Below are 16,265 nucleotides of genomic sequence, written 5' to 3'. Positions count from 1 at the left end.
CGGGCAGCCTCTGTCACCGAACCAGAGAGCGACGGGTACACAGAGAACGTCCGGCTCAAGTCCTCCACGGTCAACCGGTTCGTCACCGCAATAGCGATCGGCAAGATCAGCTCAGACGCGGACGGGGCGACCACCACACCACCAATGACAATGCCGGAATTCTTGCGGCAAAAAACCTTGACAAAACCGTGGTTCAGGGAACGCATCTTGGCACGTGGGTTGCCCTTCAGCGAATAGGTCTCAATTCGCGCAGACACTTCCCCAGATTCAATTTGCTTCTGGGACACACCCACCGTTGCCAGCTCGGGACGGGTAAACACTGCCGACGCCACCGTCCGCAACCGGATCGGCGTGACGCCCTCACCCAAAGCGTGATACATAGCGATACGTCCCTGCATTGCGGCGACGGACGCCAGCGGGAACAAATCGGTGCAGTCCCCCGCCGCATAAATGCCGGGGACCGACGTCCTGGATACGCGATCAACCTTGATGTGGCCCGAACGTGTCAGATCAACGCCCACCTTGTCGAGCCCCAGATCACGCGTATTCGGCACAGAGCCGACGGTCATCAACGCGTGAGACCCCTCCACCTCACGCCCGTCGTTAAGAATGACCTTGATCCCGTTATCGGTGTACTCGACAGCTTTACACCGGCCACGCTTGACCAGGTGAACTCCCCGCTCGTCCAGCACATTTTCCAGCACGCGTGCAGCGTCGGAATCCTCATGCGGAAGAATCTGATCCCCCGAGGCCACCATCGTGACCTCTACCCCCAACTCGGTGAACGCCGACACGAACTCCGCGCCCGTCACACCGGACCCGACAACAATGAGGTGCTCGGGAACCTCCTCCAGGTCATAAATCTGACGCCACGTCAGGATGCGGTTCCCATCGGGCTTCGCGCCGGGGAGGATACGAGGCGTGGCCCCCGTCGCCAAGAGAACAAGATCACATTCAATTGTTTCTTCTGAACCATCGGCTTGCTCCACCAAAACGCGGTGAATGGTGCGGCCTGGCTCATAATCGTTCAACCTGGCAGTGCCCGGAATCAGGCGAATTTCCGACGCGATCATCTGCCGCTGCACATCGTCCGACTGGGTCTGAGCCAGGTGCTTGACGCGCTTGTTCACTTCCGCGTACGGCAGCCGTTTGCCGTCGTACCCTGCGTGGAAGCCCATCGCGTCCGCCCGGCGCATGTCGGTGCGAATACCCGTCGCAGCAATAAAGCTTTTCGACGGTACGCAGTCATGCAGGACGCACGATCCCCCCATGCCCTGATCCTCAACGACCGTGACCTCCGCCCCGTACTTCGCGCCTGCTAATGCGGCTTCATAGCCCGCCGGGCCTCCGCCGATAATCACGATCCGTTTAGCCACCAGTTCGCTCCTCGATGTGGTGATGTTTCAGGGGCATACTCAGCGCCCAGAGACAAGGACCGAACCCGGCACACGGTCACATGCGCGAGGCTCACTACGGCCGTCGTCAAGGCGCAGCTCGTCTCTTTCAGAATAAACTAAACCCCACACATAACCCTGGTTCGGGCTAAAAGCAGACACCCCCGACGCCACAAAGAGGGGTAGGCCGTCGAGGCTGAGTGTCTACAGACCGGCCTTATCGCTACAGATCGATATTTCGGGGACCATACAGACGGTCGCCCGCGTCGCCTAGACCAGGGACAATGTAAGCATCCTCATTCAACGACGGATCGATCGTCGCCGTGACCAACCGCGTGACTGGGAGATCGGCGTCCTTCAGCGCCTGCACCCCCGGTTCGGCGGCCACCATGCAGATGCAGGTGATGTCGTCCGCACCCCGGCTGGCCAGCAGGCGGATCGCGTGAAGCAGCGAGCCCCCCGTCGCCAACATGGGGTCGACGAGGAAGACGGGGCGGCCAGAGAGGTCATCCGGCAGCGCCTCCAAGTACGGCACAGGCTTGTGCGTCGTCTCATCACGAGCCAAGCCGATGAACCCCACTTGAGCGTCGGGAATCATGGACAATGCTGGGTCCACCATGCCAAGCCCGGCGCGAATAATCGGAACGATAATGGGGGGCTCGGTCAGGCGGAATCCATCAGCATGGTCTACCGGGGTGGATACGGGGAAGGTATCCACTGAAAGATCTCGGCTGGCTTCGTACACCAGCATCATGCCTAAATCTGACAACGCCGCCCGGAAAACATCATTTGTGCTGCGCTTATCGCGCATGATGGTCAGCCTCGACGACACCAACGGATGATCAACGACCCTAATCTCCATAAAAACCAGCTTACCTGTGGGGAACCATAACGAAACTCATGCGTCTAACCCCACCACACGAGAAATATCACATAGCCCGGCGGGAACGCCTGGCGCACCTCACCCGCCTCTGGCTCGACCGATACACAGGAGGACGCAGCAATGATGGAGACCGGCTCGATTACCGCCCAACCTGACGCTTTACGCACCGCCGCCGATCAGCTAGCCAGCTGTGCAGATACTGTCAGCCGACTACGCGATGGTCATGAGGCCAATCCCCCAAGTTTTGCCAGGTGCTCCCCTCACATTCCGGCACTTCAGCGCGCTATCGAGTTGCTGGGACAGAACCATGATCGTCTCAGACACGAATTGGGACAGTTCAACGAATCGTTGTTATCGATCTCACAGGGCACTCGGACCCTGGCCGATGCCGTCGATCATTCTGACACGGTGGCTGCTGTGCGTATGAACACGCTGACCAACACGATTCCAGGTAACCCCGAAGGAGGGCAACGATAGCTCATGCCTTCGTTTATTGGATCGCCCGTGTCGTCCGAAGCCGCAGCGCTCATTGAAGATACCGTTCACTACATCACGTCCCTGCTCCCGATCACCCCGGAGACGCCACTGCCAGATTTCGCTCACCACTACCCGCTTTTCGACGCCACGCAACGCGAACTCGGCACGATGCTATCCGGGCCGTGGAAAGAGAGCACGGCGACTGTTGATAGTGCGCTGGTTGGCGAGGCGGGGGCCGCGTGGCACGACGGGCTGGATCGTGCTGGTCAGGGCGCGGAATCGCTCCGACGCTCGGCCGAGGGCGCGTCGCACGCGAGTATCCACATAGCCAGCACCATTATCAAAGGTGCGCTCGATATCTCCGGGATTGCTAACCGATATCTCACGACCGCGACGTCACTGCTCACGGGAAGTATGAGCATCCCTATTCTCTTGGGCCCGATCCCTGTGAAGCCCGGGACCGGTATCATGCCGGCGTTGAAAAAGGCCTCTGCCGACGCGCGGCACGAGGCTGACACCGCAGCGGAGCGCATTAACACTGAACTCGAGGGCGATGTTGCAGTACTTCAGCGCTTATTGGAGGAGCCGGCACCTGCCTTCCCGCAGTGCGAGGTGGACATACCGCCCGATTCGCCGGCGGCAGCGGTAACGACCCCCGCTGGAGCCCCACCCGCGCTTACCTCTGCGAATGATGTGGCGGCCGGATCACCGGGGGCGACTGGATCATCGGGGGCGGCAGCGCCTACACCGGGACCGGCCGTCGCTCCCGCGCCGGGCAACCAAGCACCGGTCGCCCAACCACCTGCCGTTTCGGCCCCACCTGCTGCACCACCGCCAGCGTCTCATGCGTCGGCCAGCGGAGCCTCACCCCAAGCACTACGAGCGGTGGAAGCCGCACGCAGTGCCATCGGAACCCCATACCAGTGGGGAGGAAACACACCCGGCGTCGGCCTTGACTGCTCGGGGCTCACACACTGGGCTTATGCCCAAGCAGGAGTGGATATTCCGCGGCTTGCTGAGGCGCAAACCGTCGGCACGCAGGTCACTCAAGACCAACTTCTTCCCGGTGATCTTGTGGTGTGGGACGGGCACGTCGCGATGTACGTCGGCGACGGCATGATGATAGAAGCAGGTGATCCCGTCCAAACCTCGCCGCTGCGGACCACCAACATGGGGATGAACTTCCTCGGCTTCTACCGGCCCACGGGGTAACTGCCGGCACTAACGCACCCAACCTGTTAGCACTAACGATAAAGCACGCTACGATGAGGGGTCATGGCCACCGAGAGCATAATCCCAGTCCAACTGGAACTGACCAGCGGAACGTACTACACCCTATGGGCACCGTCCTGGAAAGAGAACGGTGAAGAATGGCAGGCGTTTCTCGGATCAGACGATAGCCTCTACTTCTTCACCTCACCCGCCGAACTCTTGGCGTATATCAACTCCGGCGCACCCATCGACCTCGCCGAGCACCCCAAGTGGCGCGCATTCCTTCATAAGGACGCGGAATCACAGGCTGTCCCCACGCCCCGCCACGTCTACGACTTGGTCGCCGTTCCCGCCATGCTGGCAGAAAAACCCAGCTACGCCTCCGTCGACAAAGTCGAGCGAAACCTAGCTATGGCACGCTCCCTCGGCCGGGTATGCGGAATCGACCGCATCAACGGGTTCTTCAACAGCTACTCGCTGCTCTCCAACCTCAGCCGCGGAGCTGAGCACTTTACTGGCGACGACGGTAATGGCGAATGGTCTGCCATCGGCCAAACGATTCTTTCCAACTGGGGCCCTGTCCTCGACGCCCTCGACAACGAAGCCGTGAACGACGGTGGCTTCGACGACGGGGCCGTCAACGACGACACCGCTGGCGCGTCCGGCGATGCTGCCAACGTCTCGTCTACCAGAACAAGCGTCCCCGTCGGCGCTTCGACCGGCGACACGGCAGGCAATGCTGGCGCGAATACACGGCGTACCGCTCCCGTCTTCGTCACTCCCGCCATCCCCGGGAACAACCCCACCGATTCCATCAACAATGCCCAGCGCAGCATCGACGACGCTATTGCTGCACGCGAGGACCACGAAAAAGAGGTGGCCGCGGAGCGAGCATCACGGGCCGAGAACGATGAGGCCAGCTCCACGCCGGCCACCGACCCCTATGACTCCACCATTTGGGCGTCGGTCGGTATTGATCCGATCACTATCGTGATGAATGGGCGCACTCTCTACACCCTTCGGTGCTACATCAACGACCGCCCGGTGTTCCTCGGCAAGTTCGGCCAGATTTACACGTTCACGTCCGGGCGCGCTCTCAGCCGCTGGATCGTCGACCATAAAGACCACGACCTGGCGACGTTTTCCGCCTGGGGAGAACTTGTCGACAAAGCCAACGTCGGTGAGCTCAAGGTAGAGACTCACCCCACGAACAACTACGTCTTCACTAACTTGGCGGAGTCCATCGCCAAAGGGCCCAATGCCGTCGACACCGACCAGCTCGGCCAGGCCTACGAGGTCATTGCCGACGCTTCCGACTGGGCAGAGGACGACGCCGTGAACTCCGTGCTCCTCGCGGTGCCCGAGCTGCAAGAATACATCTCGTACATGCTGGGGACGTCGTCGAATTACCTCCCCTCGGCGCCGTATGACACCGAGGCCGACGGATGGCGTCGTCTGGAGGAAACGCTGAGCGAGCGGTTCAGCAAGTCCTAGGCACGAGCCTAAAACCCACGCGCGGACTAGGCGCGGACCTGCCCAAGCTCGTGGGATAGGGATTCGAGCTCCTCACCGCCAGCCATTTGCGCGGTGAGCTGCTCCAACGTGATGTCCTGACGGCCCGCATCTAACTGCATGCGGCCGTGCCCCAACAGCACAAAGTGGTCCCCCACCAAATAGGCGTGGTGAGGATTGTGGGTGATCAAGATAACGCCGAGTCCCCGTTCTTTCGCCTGCTGAACAAATCGCAGCACCATGCCCGATTGCTTGACGCCCAGCGCGGCAGTCGGCTCATCCAGAATGATCGCGCGCGCCCCAAAGTGAACCGCTCGGGCGATTGCCACAACTTGGCGCTGCCCACCGGACAACGTCGAAATCGGGACCGTCACGTCGGGAAGATCAATCCCCATCGACTTTAGAGCGCTGTCGGTGGTTTTTTTCATGTGCTCCGCGTCCAAGGGAGCAACCATGCCCAGCCAATTCGGTCCGCGAACCACCTCGTGCCCGAGGTAGAAATTGCGCCACACCGGCATATCCGGCACCACCGCTAAATCCTGGAAGACGGTGGAAATGCCGCGGGCGATCGCGTCCTTTGGGGACTTCAGCGCAACGGTCTCGCCGTCGATAAGAACGCGCCCCTCGGTGGGTTTGTGCAGGCCCGATAGCGTCTTGATGAGCGTCGACTTGCCAGCGCCATTGTCGCCTAGCACGCAGGTCACCTCGCCGGCATAGACAGACAGCGTCATGTGCGAGAGCGCGACATGCGTCCCATAGGCCTTGGTGACGTCGTCAAGCGCGAGAATCGGGGTCCGTGACTCGGCCGACGGCGGCAGGGTTGCGGGTGGTGTCATCGCGGTATCAGTCATCGTGTGCTGTTCCTTTTCTCCATGGCTCGGTTCGACAGCACCGCCAGCAACAGCATGGCCCCGAGGAAGAACTTGAACCAATCGGGGTTCCAGCCCGCGTACACAATGCCCTGGTTGATCATGCCGAAAATGAAAGCGCCGATTGCCGTGCCGATCGCGGTTCCTTTTCCACCCTTCATCGACACCCCACCGATGACGGCGCCGATAATGTACAAAAACTCATTGCCGACGCCCTGCCCTGCCTGGACGGAGTCGAAGGCGAAGAGCGTGTGCATGCCGACGAACCACGCAGCGACCGACACCCCGATGAAAAGGAGCACTTTGACCCGGGTCACGGGGATGCCTTGTGCGCGGGCGGAGTTGTGGTCGCCACCGACGGCGAAAATCCAGTTGCCGAAACGAGTGGAATACAGGACGTAGGTCGCGATGGCGACGAAGACGAGCCACCACAGCACCGTGATCTTCACCGACACCGAGCCGATGGTGATGGACGACGCAAATACGTCTTTGGCGCTGCCGAAACCCTGCATGTCCGAGATCGACGGCGTCGAGACCGCGTTGGTGACCCACTTAGTGATCGCCAAGTTGAGGCCCTGAAGCATGAGGAAGCTGGCCAGAGTGATGAGGAAGCTGTCTAGCCCCGTCTTCATCACCAACACACCGTTGAACGTGCCGATCGCCACGGCGATCAGCAGTGACAACACCACGCCGGTCCATGAGTTGAGGTGCCAGTTGTAGTTCATCATCGTGGCGGCCAACGCGCCCGTGGTGACGGCCACACCGGAGGATAGGTCGAACTCGCCGCCGATCATGAGTAAGCCGACGGCCAAGGACATGATGCCGATGGTCGACGACGCATAGAGGACCGTCGAGAATGCGGCGAAGGAACGGAATGACGGTGCGACCGCCATGAATAAGGCGAAGACAATGACAGCACCCAAGATGGAGGCTGCTTCCGGCCTCATGAGGGTTCGCTGCCATAGGGGCCGACGCGTCGGTACGGACGATTCAGACGTCGGTGCGGATTCAGTGGCCGGCACAGATTCAGACGCTGTCGTCATCGCAGACCCTCCTTAGCAGCATCCGCAATGGAATCCACGTTGGAGGAATCAACGAAGGATGGCCCCGAGTACACCGGACGGCCGCCTCCGATCGATGTCCCGTTGCGTTTGTGCAGCCACAACGAGTCCACGGCCATGTATCCCTGCAAATACGGTTGCTGGTCCACGGCGAATTGAACGTTGCCCGATTTAATGGCGTTGACTAGTTCCGCATTGGTGTCAAAGGTGGCGATTTTGGCCTGCGACCCTGCGTCGCGAGCTGCATCCACCGCGCGGAGGGCGACCGGCGCAACCAGCCCCATCACCCAGTCAATGCTGTGATCCTGCGCGAGTTTCGATTCGATGGTAGCCTGCGCCGAGGGCAAATCTTGCCCGTTGACGTAGAGGATCTCCGTACTCACTTTGTCTTTAATGCCACCGCAGCGGGCTTCCTGGCTGGAATTGCCTTGCTCGTGAATGACGCACAAGGTGTGCCGGGCACCTTGTTCTTTGAGCTTGTCGCCCACAGCTTCCCCGGCGACTTTCTCGTCCTGGCCGAAGAACCCCTTGAGCCCGTACTTCTGCCAGACGTCCATCCCGGCGTTCAACCCGACTGCCGGAATCTTCGCATCGTCGGCCTTCTTGGCGACGGGCCCGATGGCCTCTGGGTTCGGCATGGTGACAGCGATCCCATCCACCTTGGAGTCGATCGCGTTCTGGACCAGGTTGGCCTGGTTCGGCGCTTGAGGGTCGGAGGAATACCGGAAGTCAACGTTATCTTTTTTCGCGGCGTCCTCGGCACCTTTTCGCACGAGGTCCCAGAAGGTATCCCCGGGCGCACCGTGGGTGACCATCGCCACCGTCATACGGGGAGTATCGACGGTTCCTCCCCCGCCGGAGCTTCCGGAACTCCGGGGCGCTCCGCCGGTGGACGAGCATGCCGCGCCCGCAACAGCTACGGCCCCAACCACGAGGGCGACGGCACACCGTCGAACGGTGTAAGAGACACGGTGGTGCACAGGTATCCCGATCCTTATGAGTGTCACTGGTTAGATCCCGTCACCCGCGGCTGCGAATAACGGACATGTCTGATCAATCTCGCTATTTCACCCTCCTCAGTGGGGGTGGTCAAATCTGTTTCTGCTGGTGTTGAACGATTCAGATAATCTGAACAGGGATAGCTGTGACCGGTTAGCGTCACTTTTTACCCCCTTTTGCCCCGCGCCCTGTAGCTCGCTTCGGCTTCGTTATTCGCGCGTGTTACTCGCGTTTGTCACGATTACTCGGGCTTATCTGAACCGAGATCGCCTAAATCCAATCCGTCCAGACCGGCGAGTCCGTCAATGTCATCAAGGCCTAAATCACCCAGATCGATATTCAATATGCCCGCGCCCGAGTGGTTATGCCTGTGGGCTCCATGAGCGTGGCCATGCGAGTGCCCCTCAGGATCGTGCTCGTCAGCACCATCGTCGTGTTGGCTGGAGCCGTCGTTTCGGCTAGTGCCCCTCATATCAGGATCACCAACCAGTTCCTCATACGCCGGAATGATCAGATCTCTAGCCAGGCGCTGCCGATCCGGCAGGGGGAGGAATGCTGCATCCATCGCGTTCAGGGTCAGATGCAGCAGCTCGTCGTAACCGAAGTCAAAATACTCGCCGAGCAGCAGCATCTCGTCGGTCATCGTCGTGCCGGACACTGTCCGGTTATCTGTGTTCACGGTGCAGGTAAAACCCAGCTCATACAAAAGCGACAAGGGGTGATCCTCCATCGAGTCAACCAGTCCGGTCTGACGGTTCGACGTCGGGCACAGTTCCAAGGCAACAGTGCGGTCACGAACTCGAGCAGCCACAGGGCCCAATTCGATCCCGTCGAGGGAAGCGCCGAAATCTTCGTAAATGCGAGCACCATGTCCGATACGCGACGCACCCAGGGCTAATGCGTCCTTCATCGACCCCACTCCGTCCGCTTCGCCCGCGTGGATCGTGAACGGAACGAGGTTTTCACGGAGCAGCTCCAATGCTTCAGCATGCTCACGGACCGAGAACCCTTCTTCCGGGCCTGCCAAATCAAAGCCGACAACATATCCGGACCCATCACCCGCATTATCGACGACGAGGCGCGCGATCTCCGTGGACCGATTGTTATTCCTCATCGCGCACAGAATGAGCCGCGCGACAATCGGATTACCCTCCGCGGCAGCACTCTGTTCACCAGCCCGAACACCGGCGATCGCGGCGTCGACAATATAATGAAGATCTAACCCCTGCTCCTGGTGCTGTTCCGGCGCGAAACGGAGTTCCGCATACACAACGCCATCGCGAGCAAGGTCTTCGACGGCTTCGCGGGTCACGCGCTCGATAGCGCCGGCCGTTTGCATGACAGCGGTGGTGTGGGCGAATAATTGCAGGTACGAGGGGAGATCCCCCGATTCGGCGGACGTGCGGAACCACTCCGCTAATGCGTCAGCGCGCGCGTCCTCGGGCTGAGACATGATGCTGTCGGGTAACCCGGAGTAGCCAGACTGCTGAGCAAGGTCGAGCAGCGTGGAAGGCCTCAGACCACCATCGATGTGGTCGTGAAGCTCCACCTTGGGCAGCTGGGCGACCGTGTCGCGATCGAGAGTTTTGTGATCCGGACTAATCGATGGGCGCGGCCCCATGCTGGCGGAATACGGTGATTTCTGCGCGTTCATTGCCATAGGGTTCAGGCTAGCCGATGGATAGGACATGCCGTCGAGGCCACAACATTGCCGCAACCTGGCTGCACTCCGAAGTGTCACATATATTCAGGGCCTAGTTTTCCTAAGATGCTAGATTATGACTTCCCAGCGCTTTGCTCCCCACCCTCAACGGTCCGCACACCAGCGGCCCGTACAATCGCCGACCACTCTCCGGCGAGCCATCGTGGCCAGCACGGTGAGCATCGCACTGGGCTTCACCCCGTTTATGCCGGGGACGGGATTGGCCACACCGCCAGCAGCGGCAACCCCGCCTGCGGCGTCGGCACCCTCGGTGTCGATGTTAGCCCAGGATGAGACCACCCCAACTCGTCCGATTGACCCGAACTGGATCCCCGTCGAAGTACCCCCTGACCAGCCACTACCCGACGATCCGACTCTCCACACCGAGTCTTGTCCCTTCCGGGAACACACTCCCCCGGCCGTCGATGAGTCCGAAACGGTCCAACCCGGTGGCACCAGCCCCACCCCCATGCCGGTCAACACGGACCCCGAGGGCGGCAAAAAACTGCAGTCCTGCGGCGTCATTGTTCCGGAGGGGTTTAAGGTTCCCGAGCGACTCACTGTCGGATCATGGCTTATTTACGACGTCGACTCGGGCGATGTTATTGCCGCCAAGGACCCACATGGGCGGTACCGGCCGGCCTCCATTTTTAAAGTGTTGTTAGCTCGCGAAGCCATTGATCGTTTACCGCTGGACAAGGTGCTCAAAGCGACGCAAGAGGATGCCAATATGGAGGGCTCTCGCGCTGGAATTGGTCCGGACGGGAAATATACGGTGAGGCAGGCGTTGCAGGGGCTGCTCATGCGGTCCGGTAATGACTGTGCTCATCTGCTCATGCGCACCTTAGGTGGGGAGAAAAAAGTCCTGGCTGACTTGCAAAAACGGGCCGAGGGGTTGGGTACGCAGGACACGCGGGTGACGTCGTATTCGGGGCTCGACGCGCCGGGGCTACAAACATCCGCCTACGATTTGGCGCTGCTGTACCGCGAAGCGTTTCACAACAAGACGTTTAACGAAATAGTCAATACGAAACTCGTTGATTTTCCCGGCTATCCAGATAATCCTGGTTTCCAAATCTCTAACGACAATGAGATGCTCTTTAACTATGAAGGGGCTTTTGGTGGGAAAACCGGGTTTACCGACGACGCCCGCCACACGTATTCCGGTGGCGCAGAGCGTAACGGGCGGAAACTAGCGGTCATCGAGCTGAACGCCACCAACGCTGCCGGAAAAGGGTGGGATCAAGCCACGAGGCTTCTTGACGCGGCGTGGCCCGTTCACGACTCCGTGGGGTATCTGGTCGGCTCCCCTGCTGCCGAGAAAGCGGGGAAGAAAGATGGTGAGTTTGCTGACCATACCGTGACCGAGGACCAGTCCGCATCCCATAGGGGAAACGAGCTGCGCCGACACCCGAAGGCGTTTGGTATCACGGCTGGAATTGCCGTGCTCGTTATTGCCGGCGCGATCTGGAGTGTTCGGCGCGGGCGCCGTCGGAAGTAAAAATTGCGCTCATATCCGAGATTCACACATCGTAAACAAATCGTTATTTTTGTTCTTTTTTCATCACAATTAGTACATAGTTGAGCATTCTGTTTACGTTGAAACGTCGCAGTGATTAAGTTGTCAGGTATGGATACGAAATCATTGTCCCCTTGTGAAACCGCCACTCCTGGTCATCACGGCGTCTCCACTCGGACGCGTCGCGTAGCGGCTTCGTCAGTAGCCATCATGGCGTCCACAGCCTTGGTGCTGGGTGGCGCTAATGTGGCTATGGCGCACCCCACGTCGATGCCTGAGCACCCTGCTGACACGGCACTTGCGTCGGCTATTGACGGTGTTCACCACGACGCTCACCGGCTAGTCAAGGCTGAAGCTGCTAAGGAATCTGCAGCTAATGCTGCGCAAGCCGCACGAAAAAATGATCGTATCGACGCTATTCACGGCCACGCTAAAGAGTCCGTCGGGACTGTTGTCACGCCGGTTTACGACTCTCTGACCGGCACCTATGACACTATAGCTCAGGCGAACGCTGATACTGCCACGCGCATTGCGTCCACAGCGAACTCGGTGCGCGAGCAGTCAGAGGCTCACCACAATCCGGTCGGCGCACGTATCGCGGATACTGTCACGCAACGGACAGCCGCTGCCTCCAACGACTTCGCTGGTGCGCAACTTGCCGTCCACAATGCTGCTGGCTCCGCCGTCGACAACGCTGTCTCTGTGGCTAACCAAACAATCGATGGTGTCGCTGATGGTGCGCACGCATCCGTCGATAATAGCGCTGCACGGAAGCAGGCATCGATTGATGCCGAAGCAGCTCAGGCAAACGAAGTCATCCACCATGTTTCCGACGCAGCGCAGGTAGCCGGCAACCAGTTCGCAACGGCTGTCGGAGCTGCCCAGAACGTTGCCCCGGGAGCCGCCAAACTGGCCCGTCAGGCTGTCGTATCCACGGTCAATCAGTTCGACCAAGTGCTCATCAACACTGGTACACAGCTCGGAGCTCCGAGCGTTGCCCACCAGGGCCCAGCACAAGCACAGTAAAACACTGTGCAGTAATAACGGCGCGATACTGCAGTAACGCCACCGGCTAACTACTGCAGTGATATCACCCGATAATCAGTTCTGCGGGGCGCGATGGTCATAATCATCGCGCCCCGCAGGCGTATATGGCTCTATAAGTGTCGTACCCGCTTCCCTACGCGTCGTTCTTCTTGTTACCGCGCGCTTTCCGCATCGCCGAACCAACTGTCAGAGCCCCAACCAGGGCACCAACGCCAACCAAACCGGCTTTCTTCGTCGTCGATGATTCTTCATCAACCTCTGCCCCACGGATAGAAATAACCGCAGGCGGCGGGGTGTGAACGTCAACAACTTTTCGAGATTCTTGAGTCGTGGCGGCCCACGCCGAGCAATAGAGCACAACGCGCCAAATCAGGTAGAAGAGAACCATGATGGCGATGACCGGCCCGAATGCGGCGGCCGCGGGATTGTTCATCGTGGCAGAAATGAATACCGCACCGAACTGCTTGATCAACTCAAACGCCACTGCACCGATAACGGCCGCCTGAAGCACCGATTTCCACGGCACTTTTTCCCTCGGCAGGAATTTCAGCAGCCAAACAAACACAATATAGTTGGCGAGCAAACCAACAATGAATGCAACCAACCACGTCACAAAATGAATTCCCGGTACTGAATCCAGCTCAATGTATTCCAGGAATTTCTTGGTCAGGCTTGATGAGCCAATAGCGGTCACGACAAAGGCCGCCACAAAGGCAACCAACAGCCCGATCAGGCCGATAAGATCTGACAGCTTCCCCTTCACGAAATTGTCCGGGGTGATCTTCACCTTCCACATCTCCGAGACACCAAGGCGAAGGTTGCCCATCCAGCCGAGGCCGGTCCAGAGTGCAGTCAAGAGACCAATAACACCGATGGAGCTGCGGCGTTCAACGGCTGTATCCACCAGTGTTTGCAGCGTGTCCTTGAGCCCGCTGGTGCCCAGATCCAAGATCTGCTGCTCAACTTTGTCCATGGCAGCGTCGTTCCCCGCCAGAACGAAACCGAACCCGGCGAAGACAATCAACATGATGGGGATGAGGGAGAGAACGGAGAAATACGTGATCCCCGCCGCAAAGTGGTTGCCGCCTTGTTCGCTATAGCGGTCTTGCATGCGCATGAGGTGGTCGAACCACGGGAACCGCAGCCGGGCCTTTTCCATTTTGCTCAGTTCGTCGTCGTGCGAACGTTCCATGCCGGTGTATTCGTCGGCACGCCCGGTATTTTTGTCTGCCGCGTTTTTCGCTGGAGCCACAATAGCCCTTCCTTTATGGTTTCAGCTTGTGATTCAGCCAAAAATGCGGCTGACTCCGCTTCGTATTGTTCTCTCGTATTGTCTCTTAGGGTTATTTGCTTTCTGGCAAAAACCCAATTTTCTTATGCACTTTACGCAAAGTTTTGTGTGCTTCATAGCGGGCACGCTCTGCGCCGTCGGCAAGAATTTTCTCCAATTGCGCCCGATCAGACATGAATTCTTCGTAGCGGGCTTTCAGCGGAGTGGTGAAGGCTTCAAGGGCTTCCGCCGTGTCCTTCTTCAATTCGCCATAGCCAACGCCGGACTCTTGGTATTGTGCCGCGAGTTCCTTGGGGTCCTTATCTGTCAGCGCACCCTGGATAACAAGGAGGTTCGAGACACCCGGCTTGTTTTCGCGGTCGTAGCGGATCTCGGCATCATTATCGGTGACAGCCGAACGGATTCGCTTTGCTGACACTTTTGGATCGTCGAGCAAATTAACAATCCCTTTGGGATTCGACCCGGACTTCGACATTTTTGACGTCGGTTCCTGGAGATCGTAAATCTTCGCCGCACCCTCCGGAATAAAACCGTCGGGAACAACAAATGTTTCACCAAAACGGGAATTGAAGCGCTGCGCCAAGTTTCGGGTGAGCTCCATGTGCTGGCGCTGATCCTCCCCCACAGGAACCAGCTCCGGCTTGTAGAGCAGAATGTCGGCAGCCATCAACATGGGGTACGCGAACAAGCCGGCGCTCGTCCGCTCCGTCCCCTGCTTCGACGACTTGTCCTTGAACTGGGTCATGCGGCTGGCCTCACCGAAACCGGTCAGGCAGGTCATGATCCACCCGAGTTGGGCGTGCTCGGGGACGTGAGACTGCACGAACAGCGTCGACCGTTCGGGGTCAATACCCAAAGCCAACAACTGCGCAACACCGGACAACGTACGCTTGCGCAATTGCTGCGGGTCCTGATCCACGGTGATCGCGTGAAGATCCGGGATAAAGTAAAAAGCGTCATAGTTGTCCTGCAATTTAATGAATTGCCGGACTGCACCCAGATAATTACCTAAGTGATACGAATCTGACGTTGGTTGCAACCCCGAGACAACGCGAGCCTTATGTTCTTGTGCGCTTTGTTGTTCATTCTCACTAGCCATGGGGTTTACAGTACTTCTTACCGCACGCGTTTCTGCAACCGGCCGTCAGACACCTTCAATACCGGGCGCATGACATACATATTTCTATTTAAAACCGACGACGACGGGCGAATGGTCCGACCAGCGAAGATCATAAGTATCCGCGACGTCGGTACGGGCAGCGACCGCCCGATCCGCCAGACTCCGTGTCGCCGCGTGGACGTCGATACGCCACCCAGCGCCCGTGTCGAAAGCCTGCCCGCGCCAGGTGTACCAGCTGTACGGGCCTTCTTCGTTCTCGTGGAATGAGCGCTGAACGTCGATCCATTTCGGATCCTTTGCCGGGCTTCGCAGACTCGCCGCGGACGGCTTGTAGTCCTTCGAGGCGAAGAAGTCACCGATTGCGCCCGCGTTGCCCTGGCGTCGCCCATCACTCAAGGTCACACCTCTGGGCGCCTCGGTGGCGTCGTTGATTTCAGAGACCGTCACACCAGCCCCTGGGCCGAAGATGGAGTCCATGAATGCGCGCTCATCAGGCAAGAAGCCCGCTTTCTTGCGGTTGCCTTTCCAGCTCTTCAGGTCCTCGCGGCGGTGACAAATGTTCCAGTCCCCGGCGACGAGCATCTTGTCGTACTTCTCGGCCCGCTGCTGCAACACGGGAGCAAGCGAGTCCAAGAACGCGTACTTCTCGTCCTGCTTTTCGTTCCATCCGCCACTCGGGAGATACAGAGAGGCGAGGCGCACGTCTCCTAATCCCTCACCGGCGTGAATCGTTCCCTCGATCCAGCGGCCAGCGTCCTCAAAATCGGGGATACCAATCTCGACGTCCTCGACGGGGAACGTCGACAAAATCCCGACCCCGGCGCGGCCACGACTTGCCGCCGGCGCAACGGTGAGCGACCACCCGTCGTCAAGGGCAGGTTTGAGAGCATTCTCGGCCTGCTTTTCCGACGCCCGCACCTCTTGGAGGAGCACAACATCCACGTTGGCGTTCTTTAACCACTCATGGAAGCCGAGGTTCTCTTCCGACCGGTGTTTCACCGCTGCGCGAATACCGTTCACGTTGATCGACGCCACGGTCAGCGAAGCGTCGGCAAACGATCCGGCGGAGGCAGCAAACGAATTGCGGTGCCCGGGGGTGTTGTCATCATTGGGTTTTATCGGCGCACTGTGGGGAGGCATGTCGGACATCGTAGCGGATGCGCTGGACACGACTTCATC

At 59.2% G+C, this 16,265-nt stretch carries 14 protein-coding genes; 5 read left to right on the top strand and 9 right to left on the bottom strand.

Annotated features, from left to right (window positions below):
* Together Q3981_RS02720 and upp are read right to left on the bottom strand one after the other, a co-directional pair.
* A partial coding sequence (locus Q3981_RS02720) for an NAD(P)H-quinone dehydrogenase (protein WP_303123649.1) occupies window positions 1-1,376 on the bottom strand: 1,376 nt, incomplete at its 3' end.
* 241 nt (window positions 1,377-1,617) lie between these two features.
* Window positions 1,618-2,256: a uracil phosphoribosyltransferase gene (gene upp, locus Q3981_RS02715; RefSeq protein ID WP_303123647.1), complete on the bottom strand. Its 639-nt coding sequence runs from the start codon at window positions 2,254-2,256 to the stop codon at window positions 1,618-1,620.
* Window positions 2,257-2,397: 141 nt separating this feature from the next.
* Between upp and Q3981_RS02710 the strand changes: the two genes are divergently transcribed.
* The 3 genes from Q3981_RS02710 (at window position 2,398) to Q3981_RS02700 (ending at window position 5,460) form a co-directional block, all read left to right on the top strand.
* Complete coding sequence (locus Q3981_RS02710) at window positions 2,398-2,754, top strand: hypothetical protein (RefSeq protein WP_303123645.1); 357 nt, start codon at window positions 2,398-2,400, stop codon at window positions 2,752-2,754.
* A 3-nt stretch (window positions 2,755-2,757) separates the two neighbouring features.
* Window positions 2,758-3,966 (top strand): NlpC/P60 family protein, encoded by a 1,209-nt coding sequence (locus tag Q3981_RS02705; RefSeq protein ID WP_303123643.1) that lies wholly within the window; start codon window positions 2,758-2,760, stop codon window positions 3,964-3,966.
* Between the two features lie 63 nt (window positions 3,967-4,029).
* The gene (locus tag Q3981_RS02700) at window positions 4,030-5,460 is read left to right on the top strand and encodes a hypothetical protein (RefSeq protein WP_303123641.1); all 1,431 of its coding nucleotides are present in this window, start codon (window positions 4,030-4,032) and stop codon (window positions 5,458-5,460) included.
* Window positions 5,461-5,486: 26 nt separating this feature from the next.
* Here the strand turns inward: Q3981_RS02700 and Q3981_RS02695 are convergent, their stop codons facing one another.
* From Q3981_RS02695 to Q3981_RS02680, 4 genes are all read right to left on the bottom strand, one after another.
* Window positions 5,487-6,329 (bottom strand): ATP-binding cassette domain-containing protein, encoded by an 843-nt coding sequence (locus tag Q3981_RS02695; RefSeq protein WP_303123639.1) that lies wholly within the window; start codon window positions 6,327-6,329, stop codon window positions 5,487-5,489.
* Window positions 6,326-7,294 (bottom strand): ABC transporter permease, encoded by a 969-nt coding sequence (locus Q3981_RS02690; RefSeq protein WP_180962439.1) that lies wholly within the window; start codon window positions 7,292-7,294, stop codon window positions 6,326-6,328. The genes Q3981_RS02695 and Q3981_RS02690 overlap by 4 nt, the downstream gene beginning before the upstream one ends.
* Window positions 7,295-7,386: 92 nt before the next feature.
* Window positions 7,387-8,340, bottom strand: a complete 954-nt coding sequence (locus Q3981_RS02685) for a substrate-binding domain-containing protein (protein ID WP_303123717.1) — start codon at window positions 8,338-8,340, stop codon at window positions 7,387-7,389.
* Window positions 8,341-8,648: 308 nt separating this feature from the next.
* Window positions 8,649-10,148: an adenosine deaminase gene (locus Q3981_RS02680; protein ID WP_303123637.1), complete on the bottom strand. Its 1,500-nt coding sequence runs from the start codon at window positions 10,146-10,148 to the stop codon at window positions 8,649-8,651.
* A gap of 37 nt (window positions 10,149-10,185) precedes the next feature.
* Between Q3981_RS02680 and Q3981_RS02675 the strand changes: the two genes are divergently transcribed.
* Both Q3981_RS02675 and Q3981_RS02670 read left to right on the top strand, forming a co-directional pair.
* Complete coding sequence (locus Q3981_RS02675; RefSeq protein WP_303123633.1) at window positions 10,186-11,610, top strand: D-alanyl-D-alanine carboxypeptidase family protein; 1,425 nt, start codon at window positions 10,186-10,188, stop codon at window positions 11,608-11,610.
* A 129-nt stretch (window positions 11,611-11,739) separates the two neighbouring features.
* On the top strand, window positions 11,740-12,654 hold the full coding sequence (locus tag Q3981_RS02670) for a hypothetical protein (protein ID WP_303123630.1): 915 nt from the start codon (window positions 11,740-11,742) through the stop codon (window positions 12,652-12,654).
* A gap of 154 nt (window positions 12,655-12,808) precedes the next feature.
* On the opposite strand, the gene Q3981_RS02665 is transcribed toward Q3981_RS02670, so the two are convergent.
* From Q3981_RS02665 to Q3981_RS02655, 3 genes are all read right to left on the bottom strand, one after another.
* Complete coding sequence (locus tag Q3981_RS02665) at window positions 12,809-13,927, bottom strand: YhjD/YihY/BrkB family envelope integrity protein (protein WP_303123628.1); 1,119 nt, start codon at window positions 13,925-13,927, stop codon at window positions 12,809-12,811.
* A 91-nt stretch (window positions 13,928-14,018) separates the two neighbouring features.
* On the bottom strand, window positions 14,019-15,065 hold the full coding sequence (trpS, locus tag Q3981_RS02660; protein ID WP_303123626.1) for a tryptophan--tRNA ligase: 1,047 nt from the start codon (window positions 15,063-15,065) through the stop codon (window positions 14,019-14,021).
* Between the two features lie 84 nt (window positions 15,066-15,149).
* Window positions 15,150-16,265 (bottom strand): exodeoxyribonuclease III (locus Q3981_RS02655; RefSeq protein ID WP_303123624.1); only part of this gene is annotated, 1,116 nt, incomplete at its 5' end.

It is taken from the genome of Corynebacterium sp. (assembly GCF_030530965.1).
GTDB lineage: Bacteria > Actinomycetota > Actinomycetes > Mycobacteriales > Mycobacteriaceae > Corynebacterium.
The sequence above is the reverse complement of the archived record's forward strand: the minus strand, read 5'-3'. Positions and strand labels throughout refer to the sequence as shown.

Coding starts and splice junctions, on each gene's coding strand:
- upp (WP_303123647.1), bottom strand. CDS start 2,256: ATGGAGATTAGGGTCGTTGATCATCCGTTGGTGTCGTCGAGGCTGACC.
- Q3981_RS02710 (WP_303123645.1), top strand. CDS start 2,398: ATGATGGAGACCGGCTCGATTACCGCCCAACCTGACGCTTTACGCACC.
- Q3981_RS02705 (WP_303123643.1), top strand. CDS start 2,758: ATGCCTTCGTTTATTGGATCGCCCGTGTCGTCCGAAGCCGCAGCGCTC.
- Q3981_RS02700 (WP_303123641.1), top strand. CDS start 4,030: ATGGCCACCGAGAGCATAATCCCAGTCCAACTGGAACTGACCAGCGGA.
- Q3981_RS02695 (WP_303123639.1), bottom strand. CDS start 6,329: ATGACTGATACCGCGATGACACCACCCGCAACCCTGCCGCCGTCGGCC.
- Q3981_RS02690 (WP_180962439.1), bottom strand. CDS start 7,294: ATGAGGCCGGAAGCAGCCTCCATCTTGGGTGCTGTCATTGTCTTCGCC.
- Q3981_RS02675 (WP_303123633.1), top strand. CDS start 10,186: ATGACTTCCCAGCGCTTTGCTCCCCACCCTCAACGGTCCGCACACCAG.
- Q3981_RS02670 (WP_303123630.1), top strand. CDS start 11,740: ATGGATACGAAATCATTGTCCCCTTGTGAAACCGCCACTCCTGGTCAT.
- trpS (WP_303123626.1), bottom strand. CDS start 15,065: ATGGCTAGTGAGAATGAACAACAAAGCGCACAAGAACATAAGGCTCGC.